The 12,378-nt window shown below is 64.4% G+C and carries 9 protein-coding genes; 4 read left to right on the top strand and 5 right to left on the bottom strand.

What is annotated here, in order from left to right; genetic code table 11:
* The first annotated feature begins 17 nt into the window (after positions 1-17).
* The 4 genes from JS541_RS06060 (at position 18) to JS541_RS06045 (ending at position 6,125) form a co-directional block, all read left to right on the top strand.
* The gene (locus JS541_RS06060; RefSeq protein WP_214373571.1) at positions 18-2,630 is read left to right on the top strand and encodes a YhgE/Pip domain-containing protein; all 2,613 of its coding nucleotides are present in this window, start codon (positions 18-20) and stop codon (positions 2,628-2,630) included.
* Positions 2,627-4,825 (top strand): YhgE/Pip family protein, encoded by a 2,199-nt coding sequence (locus JS541_RS06055; protein WP_214373570.1) that lies wholly within the window; start codon positions 2,627-2,629, stop codon positions 4,823-4,825. The genes JS541_RS06060 and JS541_RS06055 overlap by 4 nt, the downstream gene beginning before the upstream one ends.
* A 55-nt stretch (positions 4,826-4,880) precedes the next feature.
* Complete coding sequence (locus JS541_RS06050) at positions 4,881-5,468, top strand: TetR family transcriptional regulator (RefSeq protein ID WP_214373569.1); 588 nt, start codon at positions 4,881-4,883, stop codon at positions 5,466-5,468.
* A 288-nt stretch (positions 5,469-5,756) separates the two neighbouring features.
* Positions 5,757-6,125, top strand: coding sequence for an endonuclease domain-containing protein (locus JS541_RS06045; protein WP_214373568.1), 369 nt, complete (start codon positions 5,757-5,759; stop codon positions 6,123-6,125).
* A gap of 194 nt (positions 6,126-6,319) precedes the next feature.
* Here JS541_RS06045 and JS541_RS06040 read toward each other — a convergent pair whose 3' ends face one another.
* The 5 genes from JS541_RS06040 to JS541_RS06020 form a co-directional block, all read right to left on the bottom strand.
* Positions 6,320-6,877: an FMN-binding protein gene (locus JS541_RS06040; protein ID WP_214373567.1), complete on the bottom strand. Its 558-nt coding sequence runs from the start codon at positions 6,875-6,877 to the stop codon at positions 6,320-6,322.
* A gap of 164 nt (positions 6,878-7,041) precedes the next feature.
* Positions 7,042-7,839 carry an ABC transporter ATP-binding protein gene (locus JS541_RS06035; protein ID WP_214373639.1) on the bottom strand — a complete coding sequence of 266 codons (798 nt, stop codon included), beginning with the start codon at positions 7,837-7,839 and terminating at the stop codon, positions 7,042-7,044.
* A 132-nt stretch (positions 7,840-7,971) separates the two neighbouring features.
* Positions 7,972-9,366, bottom strand: a complete 1,395-nt coding sequence (locus tag JS541_RS06030) for an FtsX-like permease family protein (RefSeq protein ID WP_214373566.1) — start codon at positions 9,364-9,366, stop codon at positions 7,972-7,974.
* Between the two features lie 183 nt (positions 9,367-9,549).
* Complete coding sequence (locus JS541_RS06025) at positions 9,550-10,857, bottom strand: FtsX-like permease family protein (RefSeq protein ID WP_214373565.1); 1,308 nt, start codon at positions 10,855-10,857, stop codon at positions 9,550-9,552.
* 224 nt (positions 10,858-11,081) lie between these two features.
* Positions 11,082-12,350: a DUF2318 domain-containing protein gene (locus JS541_RS06020; RefSeq protein ID WP_214373564.1), complete on the bottom strand. Its 1,269-nt coding sequence runs from the start codon at positions 12,348-12,350 to the stop codon at positions 11,082-11,084.
* Positions 12,351-12,378 lie beyond the last annotated feature (28 nt).

The following is a 12,378-nucleotide window of genomic DNA, read 5'->3' as shown; positions in this document are numbered from 1 at the left end:
GGACGATAAAGGACGATATGAGCAATGTGCTGAAGATCCTGCGCCGCGACGCCCTGCGTCTGCTGCGTGTGCCGACCGCATGGGTCATCATCGTCGGCATCACCGTGATTCCCGCGCTCTACGCCTGGTTCAACATCGTCGGCTTCTGGGATCCGTACAGCAACACCAAGGGCGTGCAGGTCGCCGTCGCCAACAACGACGAAGGCACCAGCAACGCGCTGCTCGGCGATCTCAACCTCGGCGACCAACTCGTCGACCAACTCAAGGCGAACCACGACCTCGGCTGGCGGTTCGTGAGCAAATCCGAGGCAATCGCACAGGTGGAATCCGGCGAAAGCTACGCTGCGATCGTCATTCCGGAAACATTCAGCGAGGATATGGCCGGGGTGATCACGGACGGCAAGAACCGCCCGGCGCTCGAGTATTACGTGAACGAAAAGGCGAACGCGGTCGCGCCGAAGATCACCGACACCGGTGCGTCCACGGTCGACACGCAGGTCAACAACGCGTTCGTCTCGACCGCCAGCAAGGTCATCTCCGACGTGGTGAACAAGGCCGGAGACACGCTGTCGGCCCAAGCCGACGACGCCACGGCAAGCACCGTCGCGCAGCTCACCTCCGCACAGGCCAAGATCGCCAAGGCACGCACGTCGATCGACGATCTCAAGCAAGCCTTCTCGCAGATTCCCGACAAGACCAAGGAATCACGCGAACAGATCGCACAGATCACACTGGCCGCAGCGAACGCCGGCACCCTGCTCGACACCGCGTCACAGGCCATCGCCACCGCGCGCGACACGACGACCGCGTTCGCCAACAGTTCCTTCACCGCACTCGACCAAGGTTCGAATCTGCTCTCGCAGGCAAGCGCGAGCGCAAACCTTGGCATCGCGACGATCACCGGCGGCATGACCGGCGCGAACGCGGCGATCGGAGATGCGCTCACCGTCGCCAAGCAGGCGAACGAGACGACCAGCGACCTCATAGCACGACTGCGGCAATTGCCGGACTCATCCACGGCCGCAAACCTTATCAGCGAACTGCAGACGCGCAACGACAAGCTCGGCGATTCGATCAGCCGACTACAGACCCTCAACTCCGACACCAGCTCGCTCATCGACGACACCCGCAACGCCGCCGACACAATGAACACGGCCACGCAGTCCACACTGGACGCCACCGGCAAGGCGCGCTCCACGATCTCCGCCGACGCGCTGCCGAAGCTCAACGACGGGCTGACCACGTTGTCACAGACGACGGGCACCCTGTCCGCAATGACCGGCAGCCAAAGCACGCTCATCGCGCAGACCAAGGCCGTGCTCGACCAACTCGATCAGGCCGCGAACAACACGACCGAGGCGCTCACGCAAACCGACGCGGGCCTGTCCAGAATCGAGTCGAAACTCGCCTCCACTGCCACCGATCTGACAGCGTTAGCATCGACCGACATGCTCGGCCAGCTCCTCGGCTCCGACGGCAAGCTTAACGTTTCCGCGATCTCCGCATTCATGCTCTCCCCCACCGTGCTCACCACGAAAACCGTGTATCCGGTGGCCACGTACGGCTCCGGCATGGCGCCGCTGTTCACGAACATGGCGCTGTGGGTGGGCGCGTTCGCGCTCATGGTGATCGTCAGGCTCGAGGTCGACGACGAGGGACTCGACGAGGAGCCGACCGCGAGCGAGCGCTATCTCGCGCGCTTCCTGCTGCTCGCGGTGCCGGCCGCCGCGCAGGGGTTCGTCACCACCGCCGGCGACCTGATCCTCGGCGTGCAGACCGTGAACGCGCCGCTGTTCCTGCTCACCGGCGTCGTCACATCGCTCGCGTACCTGAGCTTGATCTACATGCTTTCGACCACGCTCATGCATGTGGGCAAGGGCCTGTGCGTGGCGCTCATCATCGTGCAGATCCCGGGCGCGTCTGGCCTGTATCCGATCGAGATGATGCCGGACTTCTACCGCAGGCTGTATCCGTTCTTCCCGTTCACGTATTCGATCGGCGCGTTCCGTGAGACGATCGGCGGGCTCTACGACGGCCATTGGACGCGCGACATCGCGATGCTGGCCGTGTTCGCGGCCGTCTCGTTCGCGGTCGGGCTGGCGGTGCGGCCGTGGCTGACGAATCTGAACCGTCTGTTCGCACGCCAGCTCGCGGACAGTGACATGTTCGTCGGCGAGGAGGTGCAGCTGCCCGACCGGCCGTTCAGCATGGCGCAGGCGATCCGCATGCTTGCGGACAAGGACGTGTACCGGGCGGGCGTCGAACGGCGTGCGGCCTCGTTCATGGCACGGTATCCGCGGCTCAAGCGCGGGGCGCTCGTGGCCGGTCTGGCCGTGCCCGCCGTGCTTGCGGTTACGTTCTCGTTCGTGGCCGGGGCGAACGACTCGAGCGCGATCGGCGTGAAACTCGCCGCGTTGGCGACGTGGATCGTGTGGATCCTGCTCATCATCGGGTTCCTCATGGCGATCGAGCTCGTGCGCGACAGCCTCGAGCGCCAGACCCGTCTCGGCACGCTGAGCGACGAGGCAATCCGCGCGGTGCTGTACCGAGGCAAACGTTCGCACGGCACGCATGCGCAGCAGCGCACCATCCAGCCCACCACGCACACGGAAGGCAGGCACGCGAAGTGAACGCGATCATCAAGCTGTTCGTCGGCGATCTCAAACGCATCACCGGCAACGTCGTCTCGATCATCATCGTGATCGGCCTGGTCACCATTCCCGGCCTGTTCTCGTGGTTCAACATCGCCGCGAGCTGGGATCCGTTCTCGAACACCGGCAACCTGAAATTCGCGGTCGCCAGCGTGGACGAGGGCTACCAGTCCGACCTCATCCCGGTCAAGATCACGGTCGGCGACTCGGTCGTCAACGCCCTACGCGCGAACAGTCAGCTCGACTGGACGTTCACGAGCGAAAGCGATGCGATCGATGGCACGAAATCCGGCGAATACTACGCGGCCGTCATCATTCCGAAGGACTTCTCCGAGAAAATGATGACGTTCTTCACGGCCGACACCGTGCATCACGCGAAGCTCACGTACTACACGAACGAGAAGATCAACGCGCTCGCGCCGAAAGTGACCGGTCAGGGCGCGGACCAGGTCGCCGCGCAGGTCAACGAGATGTTCGCGCAGACGATCACGAGCACGGCGCTGTCGATCGCGTCCGGGCTGCTCGACCAGCTCGACGACCCGCAGGCCACGCAAACGCTCGGCACGTTCAACGCGAAGGTCGGCGACGTCGCGAGCGCCTTGGACGACACGGCCGCGACGCTGACCATGTACGGCACGCTCACCGATTCGGCCGCCTCGCTGATGGCGAGTTCGATCGACCTGATCGACACCGCGTCGGGTTCGGCGCAGGACGCCAAGTCGCAGCTCGACTCGGCGAAGTCGGGCGCGGCGACGGTGTCCGACGCGCTGTCGTCGGCGACGAGCGCGATGGCGGACGCGCTGAAAACCAGCGCGGACAGTTTCGACGCGGTATCGGCCAACATCGATGAGGTGTATGCGAGCGCCGGCAAGTCGAGCGCGGATCTGGCGCAGTCGCTGCGCGCGCAGGCCGGGAACGTCGACAGCCAACGTGCGCAATACCAGTCGATCCGTGACACGGTCGCCGCGCTCGATCCGGCCACGACGATCGGTTCGGGCACGCAGGCCGCGCTGCTGGATGGGCTGGATCAGGTGATCGCACGGCAGACCACACTGCGCGATGCGTTGAATGACGCGGCCGGCGACCTGGAGACGAAGAACGCGGACGCGACGGACAAACGGCAGAAGGTCAAGGATCTCGCCGCGCAGGCAAAGTCGAGCGTCACGTCGGTTACGTCGGACTTCAGCGATTCGCTCACGCCGCAGATCGACTCGCTGTCGGCATCGGTCAACGATCTGACGCAAACGTTGTCGTCCGGCTCGTCATCGCTGTCCGCAACGATCGACGATCTGCACGGCACAGCCGATACAGCCAACGCCAAGCTCACGGACGTCAAGTCCACGCTCAACGAGACCGCCACGACGCTCACGTCCGCAAGCGCGAAGCTGAGCGACTTCAGCGAGAAGATGAAGGATGCGCTCAACAGCGGCGACATGGCGCAGGTCAAGGAGCTGCTCGGTTCGGACACGGACTCGCTGGCGGCCACGTTGGCCGCGCCGGTGCAGTTGAAGCGCAAGGCGCTGTTCCCGGTCGCGAACTTCGGCAGCTCGCTCGCGCCGCTGTACACGTTCCTGCCGCTGTGGGTCGGCTCGCTGCTCATGGCGGTGACGCTGAAAACGTCGGTGTCGCGGCGCGTGCGCGACGAATTGGAGGCCGCGATCGGGCGTCCGGCGCGACCGCATGAGCTGTATCTGGGCCATTACGGCGTGTTCGCGACGATCGCGCTGCTGCAGAGCACGGTCTCGTGCGGCGGCACGCTGCTGTTCATGCGCATCCAGGCCGTGCACCCGTGGCTGTTCATGCTCGACGGCTGGGTGAGCTCGCTCGTGTACTCGTTCTTCGCGTATACGATGGTGGTGAGTTTTGGCAACGTTGGCAAGGCGATCGGCGTGCTGTACCTGGTGGTGCAGATCTGCGGATCGGGCGCGGCGTACCCGTTGCAGATCCTGCCCGATTTCGTCTCGGCGTTAAGTCCGTGGCTGCCGATCACGCATTCGGTGACGATGGTGCGCGCGGCGATCGCCGGCATCTATGCGAACGATTACTGGATCGCGCTGGGACATTTGCTGCTCTTCGTGCCGCCGCTGCTGCTGCTCGGACTGCTGCTGCGCAAGCCTCTGGTCGGCTTCAACAAGTGGTATGTGGCGCAGGTCGAGAGCACGAAGCTGCTGTGATGCGTGTTCCGTGCCACCGCTCCCGTCATATCATGAACGTAACGAGGAAGGAATCATGACCGACTCATCAACGACTTCCGTTCCGCCGCGCGCCGCACGCACGCGTGAGGCCACGGACCGTAAGATCGCACAGGCGACGCTCGACATCCTCATCTCGGACGGCATCGGCGCGATGACCATCGAGGAGGTGTCGCGACGGTCCGGAGTGGCGAAGACCACGATCTATCGGCGATACCGCAACACGGACGACCTGTTGCGCCACCTGCAGATCGAGGCGGTGAGCTTGCCGGAGTTCGGGCATTTGGAGGCCACACGCGAGGGATTGCGGATCCTGCTGGAGCGTGTCGCGGCCAGTTTCAACGACGAGATCGGCCTGAAGGCGGTGGGCGTGGTGCTCTCGACCAGCAATCAGGCGGTGCATGGGCTGGCGAGGCAGATCATCGATCCGGCGCAGCAGCGGTTCGCGCAGTTCATCGCGCGCGGCGTGGAGGCCGGGGCGTTCCGTACGGATGTGGACGCGCATTTTCTGTTCGGCACCACACTCGGCTCGATGCTCGCCGCCAAGGCCCTTGCCCCGGACACGGCCGCCGACTGGCCCGAGCGCATGACCGCCCTCCTGTGGCCCGCCCTAGCCCGCGCCTAACGCAATACGACGCCGCTTCTCATACCCCATTCGCGATAGCGCTGGCGGAGCCCCGGCTCCCTCGGCTGAGGGACATTGCCGTTAAGCAAACAGCAGAGCTGTTTGTAGGCAATGTGCGAGCCGACAGGCGAGCCGGCAAACAGTCAGCCGTAGGCTGTCCGTAATTGCAGGACGCTGTCAGCCGTAGGCTGACTGAGGGAGCGTCGCGGCACGCCAGTGCCGCCAACAACACAGCATCGCGCAACGCGCGATTCCAATACCACACGCATCATCCGCTACGATCAACCCATGAGGGACTACAACCTAGCCAACACGCCACTCGCCAAACAACTCCGCCGCACCATGACCCCGTGGGAACGCAAGCTATGGCACCGGTTCCTCAAAACCCACACCCTACGCTGGCAACGCCAGAAACCCATCGGCGAACGCATCGCCGACTTCTACTGCACGAAGGCGCGGCTCGTGGTCGAGCTGGACGGCGGCGGACACTACACGACGGAACAGCAGGCCGAGGATCTGCAACGGACCCGGGAGATGGAAGCGACGGTGCCGGGGTTGTTGGTGGTCCGGTTCGCGAACAATCAGGTGGATCGCATGTTCGACGCGGTATGCGGGGAGATTGACCGGGTGGCGATGGGGCGGGTTGCTGAAGGGTGACCAATGGTTTTCGTATTGGGATCGCGCGTTGCGCGATGCTGTGTTTACTGGCGGCCGTTGGCCGCGACGCTCCCTCAGTCACGCTACGCGTGACAGCTCCCTCAGCCGAGGGAGCCGAGGCTCCGCCAGCAGCATACGCGGTCGCGGGTATGCGGAGATGACAGGCAAGCGATACCGATGTGGCGACGCGGACGCTACTGGATGGAGGCTTCTTGGCGGGCTACCTCGAGGGCGGCGTTGAAGGCGTCGGTGGTCCAGCTGGCGCCGGCGACCGTGTCGACCTTCAAGTCCTTGAGCGGCTTGCCGTCGACCACGCCGTTGATCGCCTCCGCGAAGTCGGTCTGATGCTTCTTCGAGATGCTCGTAAACGGGTGCCCGACGATCTCGACCTTTTCGACGTTCTGATCCTTGACGGTCACATGCACGTCGATCGTGTCCTCGCCGATCGGGCCGTACTGGCCGTTGACCGAATACGTGCCGTCCGCGTAGTTGCCGGTGTCCTTCTTGTCGGACTTCGTGCCGGTGTCGCGGCTGCCCGCGCCCGTCGAAGACGACGAGCCAGACGACGAGGAACCATCGCCCGAGTTCGACTGCTGCTCCTGCGACTGCTCGGTCTCGCCCGAATTGCCGGAATACTCGTCGTTCATCGGCGTGGCCTTCGGCTCGCCGCATCCGGCCAACATCGCGCCGGCCACCACCAGTCCGGCCGCCGCAACAACCGCGGACTTCTTCAACGTGTTCGTATCGCTCATATCACTCCACAGTAGTTGATCTCATGGCCCTCACTGTCATTTCGACCGAGCGCCAGCGAGCGGAGAAATCTCTACCATCCAGCGAGGTATTAAGATTTCTCGATTCGGCTTCGCCTCGCCCGAAATGACAAGAAGGAAGCGTCCAGATCGCAGGAACTATTCGCTCACTCTTCCCCGCCGGTTTTCGCGGCCTTGGTCGGGTCCGCGAATCCGATCGCGGTCTCGCCGGTCTGCGCGCCCTCGACGGCCGCGCCGGTGGACGCCGGATGCCCGCCCGCGGCCTCGTACGCCTTCCGTGCGGCCTCGTCGTTCCACTTCTCGCCCACGAGCACGCCGTGGTTGAGCATGATCTCGCGCTCCGCGCAGCTCGCCACCAAAGCATCATGGGTCACCACGATGATCGTCGTGCCCTGCTCGTGCAGCTGACGGAACAGGTCGAGCACGATCTTCTCGTTCTTCTCGTCGAGGTTGCCGGTCGGCTCGTCGGCGAGGATCAGCTTCGGATCGTTGATGAGCGCACGCGCGATGCACACGCGCTGCTGCTCGCCGCCGGACAGCTGGCTCGGCAGGTGGTGCGCGCGCTCCTTCAGTCCCACGCGGTCCAGCGCCTCGAGCGCCTGCTTCTCGTCCACGACCGAATGGTAGTACTGCGCGACCATCACGTTCTCCACGGCCGTCAGGTGCGGCACGAGGTAGAACTTTTGGAACACGAGGCCGATGAGGTTCTTGCGCACGTCCGCGAGCTGGCCGGCGTTGAGGTCCTCGAGTTTGCGCCCTTCGAGTTTGACGGAACCTTTGCTCGGCGTGTCCATGCAGCCGATCATGTTCATCAGCGTGGTCTTGCCGGAGCCGGACGAGCCGACGATCGCCAGCCACTGCCCGGCCGGCACGGTCAGGCTCAGGTCGTCCACGGCGTGCAGGTCGCCGTAGATCTTCGAGATATGGTCGAGTTCAAGCAGCATATCCATGATGTTTCCTTACTCACTCGGTGTCATTTCGAGCAGAGCGCAGCGGAGCCGAGAAATCTTGCGGAGCGGTTGTCGTGTAAGAGATTTCTCCACTCGCTTCGCTCGGTCGAAATGACATGATGACGATTATTCCTCGCGCAGTACGACGGCCGGGTCGATGCGCGTGGCGCGGTGGACGGGCGGGATGGAGGCGACGACCGCGACGATCGCCGCGAGCAGTACGGACGCGACGCCGAGCCACCAGTTGAAGCCGATCGAACGTTCGAACACGGCCACGCACAGCCATTGCGCGAGCCCGTAGCCGATCGCGGTGCCGACAAGGCCGCCGATGAGGCCGTACATGGCCGATTCGACGTAGAATTCGATGCCGATCGCCGACGAGCTGGCGCCGAGCGCCTTGCGCAGGCCGATCTCGTTACGGCGCTGCGAGACGATCGAGCTGATCGTGGTGCCGACGCCGACGAGCGTGAGCACGAGCACGACGAGCGAGACGATCCAGAACAACGTTTGCAGCATGGTGATGATGCGCGTGTCGGATGCGGTGATCTTGGTGACCTGCTGCGCCTTGACGTGCATGGACGTCATGTCGTTGATGCTTTGGACCAGCGCGTTGAGATCGTTCGCACCGGCGGAGTATTCGATGACGTCGACGCCGCGCGTGACGCCGGTGAGCTTGTTGACGTCGGCGTTGGTGGCGTAGATGATCGAGTCCTCGCTGCCGCCGGTGTCGACGATGCCGGCGACGCGGAATTCGGTGCCGGACGTGTCCATGATGTCGCTGGAGACGCGGCCGTCCTGGGTGGGCTGGCCGGAGGACTGCGTGCTGGTCGTTCCGTTGGTGCTGGAGGTGGAGCCCGTGTTCCCTCCCTCAGTCTCGCTGCGCGAGCCAGCCTGCCCAGCAACTGCGGAGCCTTCGGCCGTTTCACTGGAGCGACTGTCGTCGCTCTCTCGCCTAGAAACGCCGCCGGCGTTTCCTTCACGGCTCGACCCATCTGAGGGAGCCGAGGTGGTGGAGGAGTTGTCGGAGGCGCGGTAGGCGATGGTGATGCGCGAGCCGACCTTGAGGCCGATCGCGTCGGCGATGTCTCGGCCGACGAGCACCTTGCCGTCGGACGGCCACGAGCCGTCGACCACCCAGTGATGGTTGAGGTTCTTCACCTGCGCGGCGTCCACGCCGGCCATCACGTATGGCGCGGCGTTCACGCGAACGTTCTCATACCGGTAGGTCGCATGCTTCTCGGAGCCCTTCGCCGCAACCATCTCGGTGGTGTGCTCGACCATCGCCTCGTCGATGCCGGCCTTGTCGGCCGACGCGGTGGACGAGGTCGGCGTGACGATCAGGTTCGCGCCGTACGCGCGCATCTCCTCGTTCATCTGCTGCGGCACGGCGATGCAGATCATCGCCAGGCAGAACAGCGTGGCCGCGCCGACCAGCGACGCGACGACCGCCATCATCGCACGCGAGCGCCGCCGGAACACGGCGCTGAGCAGCATGCGGAAGAACATCCCGGTATTCGTCATCTCACCACTCCTTTCCTCGTCATATCAATGCGTAACCTTGTCATTTCGACCGAGGCGACAGCCGAACGGAGCAATCTGATCATGTCGAAAAACGACCGTATACGAGGCATCGTCACACGCGTCGAAAAGAAGAGATTTCTCGACTTCGCTGCGCTGCGCTCGAAATGACACTGTGAAGAAAACTCACCGGCCATGCAGCACCTCCGCGGGGCGCAGGCTCAGGATCGAGCGGATCGACGACGCGGACGCGATGAGCACGGTGATCGCGAGCAGCACGAACACTAGCACGAACACCATCGGCCGCATCGTGATGCCCGAGCCGAACACCACGTGCCCGATCAGCTGCGCCACGCCCGAACCGAGCCCCGCGCCAACGATCGCACCGAGCAATGCGATCGCCGCCGTCTCGGCCATCATCAGACGCGACACCGCGCCGTCCGTCGCGCCGATCGCCTTGAGCAGCGCCAGCTCGGCCGACCGCTCCCCGATCGAGGCGACCATCAGGTTCGCCACGGCCACGGCCGCCGCGATCAGGCTCAGCACGGTCATCAGAATCATCACGGCCTGCGTCTTCTGCAGCACGTTGCCCTGCAGCGCGGCGACCTGCCGCACCTGCTTGGCGACCGCGTCCGGGATCACCTCTTCGATCTGGTACGCGATCGAACTCGGGTACGCGGTGCAGTACCACGTCTCCCAGTCGTCCTGGCTGAGCGCGGCCGGGTTCTGCGCGGCCTTGCGCGCGAGGTCGTTCTCCGGCGTGGTCAGCGCCTTCACCTCGATCTTGTCGGCCGCATCGGGCAGGTCCGCGAGCACCTGCGCGACCGAACTCGACAAGTACAGCGAACCGTTCTCGTCGTCGCCGGAATCGTACACGCCGACGATTTTGATCGCCTGCTCGTTGTGCTTGCCGGATGCCGTGGTCTTCTTAAGCGTCACGGTATCGCCCACGCCCACGCCGAGCTGTTGCGCGAGCGTCGCACCGATCATGCCCTGATCGGTGTCGTCCTTCGGCCACGCACCTTCGATCTTCCACCACGAACGCATGCCCTCGACGCCGACCACGGTCGTCTCGCCGGACGCAAGCTTGAGCTCCTTGTTGAACCAGGTGCCGACGAGCGGCGCGTTCATGCCGTCGACCTCGGCATGCACGTTGAGCTGCGGCGCGAAGTTGGTGATGTTGAACGCCCAGAAGATCGTCTTGATCTTGGCTGCGTCCGATTCCTTGAGGAACGCGGTCGGGTCGGCCTGGGCGGCCGCGCCCGTAAGCCCTGTTGTGTTGTACAGGTCGGAGACGACCGCATCGGCCTTCGGCTGGACGACGATGTTCGAGCCGTACGTCGACAGTTCGGCGTTAAGCTTGTCGCCGACGTCGAAGACGACGCCCAGCATCGAGACGCTGACCGTGGCCGACAGGCACACGGTGAGCGCGATGAGCAGCCGCCTGCGCAGCTGGCGCGTGAACGACCGCGCGATCATTCGCAGAAAGAACAACGTGTTCCTCCTTTTCCGGGTTCTCGGCCCCCTCGGCTGAGGGGGCTGTCGCGGCGTAGCCGTGACTGGGGGAGCGTCAGAAGCTATGCGCTCGAAAAGCTTTGATTACCTTCAGGGGAGCTGATTGAGGGACAGCCAAGTGCTTATGCGTTCAATCCCCTGACACTCCCCCAGTCAGCTTCGCTGACAGCCCCCTCAGCCGAGGGGGCCAAGAGGTTGTGGTCTCACTGGAAGTGGGCGCTCAGGGCGTCCAGATCCGCAGTCTGAATGGTGATCTTGCCGTTGCCGGTCTTGTACGGGAACGGCACCGGGTTGCATCCGCCGCGGAAGCCGATGGTCGCCAGGTTGATCGCGACCTCGCACTTCTTGCAGATGATCTTGCCGTCCTTCTCGTAGTATCCGGCGTCGCCGCAGTTCTCGCATGCGTCGAGGCCGATGCCGTATGCGCCGCCGTTCTTCTTGATGATGATGAACCGCATCACCGTGCCGTCCTTCGCCTTGTATTCGAAGCGGTGCAGGTGGCCGTCCTCGACCTGGCTGAACGGGATCGTCGCGACGCCGTCCTTCAACGAGTACGCCTCCGGCGGCGAAAGCGTGACCTCCTGCTGGGTCGCGGCCACGCCGACCGTGAGCGTCAACGTCACGCCGATCATCGCGACGACGCTCCACACGGCCGCCGCGACCGCACGACGACGGAACGCCTTGTGCTTGCGCACGGTCGCCTCGTTCGGACCGGTCATCGGCATGCGGAATCCGGCGACGATCGACGCGACGGCCGGGATCAGGAACGTGAACGCCTGTGCCATGATCATGCCGCGGTTGTTGTTGATCGACCACGCAAGCAACACGAACTCGGTGTGGTTCATCGGGAATCCGCGCGCCTGCAGGATCTGCGCGAGGCCAGTCAGATGCTGCACGAACAGGATCGCCATCGTCAGCACGACGGCGGCCGTGAACGCGGGCCGCACCGCGGTCGATCGCATCGTGCGGAAGATCGCGGCGACGATGATCGACATCGCCAGTCCCAGCGCAAAGCCGAGCGCGCGCAGCAGCATCGCCGACGTGAAGATCGGGTCGCCCGGCTCGACCCAGATCGTCAGCTGCAGGATGACGTCGGGCAGCGCGTAGAACAGCGTGAGCGCGATGTCGATCGCGGCGACCGCGTTCGCGACGTGCATCCAGATCGCGTGCCGTTGCCAGTTCGTCGTGATGCGGCGGGCGAGGATGACGGTCGCCAGCGCGAGCAAGTCGACGACGACCGCGACGCACAGCACCGGATAGTTGACGAACGTGCGCTGGTTGATGACGGCCGACGCGCGCAGGGCCGCGAACACGATCGCGGCAACGAGGCCGACGCCGACACCCCACAGGCGCCAATGCGTGCTGATCGGCTTGTCGCGCCCCTCGCCGACCGTGAGCATCACGCTCAGGCACATCACGAGCAATGCGGGGGCTAGCGTCCCCGGCATCACCGTCACGAATTGTTCAAGCATTCGCGTCCTTTCATCGTTTCGTCAGCAT

The organism is Bifidobacterium sp. SO1 (genome assembly GCF_018555335.1).
Taxonomy (GTDB): domain Bacteria; phylum Actinomycetota; class Actinomycetes; order Actinomycetales; family Bifidobacteriaceae; genus Bifidobacterium; species Bifidobacterium simiiventris.
The sequence above is the reverse complement of the archived record's forward strand: the minus strand, read 5'-3'. Positions and strand labels throughout refer to the sequence as shown.

Bases quoted from the DNA above. Each gene is read 5' to 3' on its own strand.
- JS541_RS06060 (WP_214373571.1), top strand. From the start codon at position 18: ATGAGCAATGTGCTGAAGATCCTGCGCCGCGACGCCCTGCGTCTGCTG.
- JS541_RS06035 (WP_214373639.1), bottom strand. From the start codon at position 7,839: ATGCTGCTTGAACTCGACCATATCTCGAAGATCTACGGCGACCTGCAC.
- JS541_RS06040 (WP_214373567.1), bottom strand. From the start codon at position 6,877: ATGAGCGATACGAACACGTTGAAGAAGTCCGCGGTTGTTGCGGCGGCC.
- JS541_RS06020 (WP_214373564.1), bottom strand. From the start codon at position 12,350: ATGCTTGAACAATTCGTGACGGTGATGCCGGGGACGCTAGCCCCCGCA.
- JS541_RS06050 (WP_214373569.1), top strand. From the start codon at position 4,881: ATGACCGACTCATCAACGACTTCCGTTCCGCCGCGCGCCGCACGCACG.
- JS541_RS06030 (WP_214373566.1), bottom strand. From the start codon at position 9,366: ATGACGAATACCGGGATGTTCTTCCGCATGCTGCTCAGCGCCGTGTTC.
- JS541_RS06045 (WP_214373568.1), top strand. From the start codon at position 5,757: ATGAGGGACTACAACCTAGCCAACACGCCACTCGCCAAACAACTCCGC.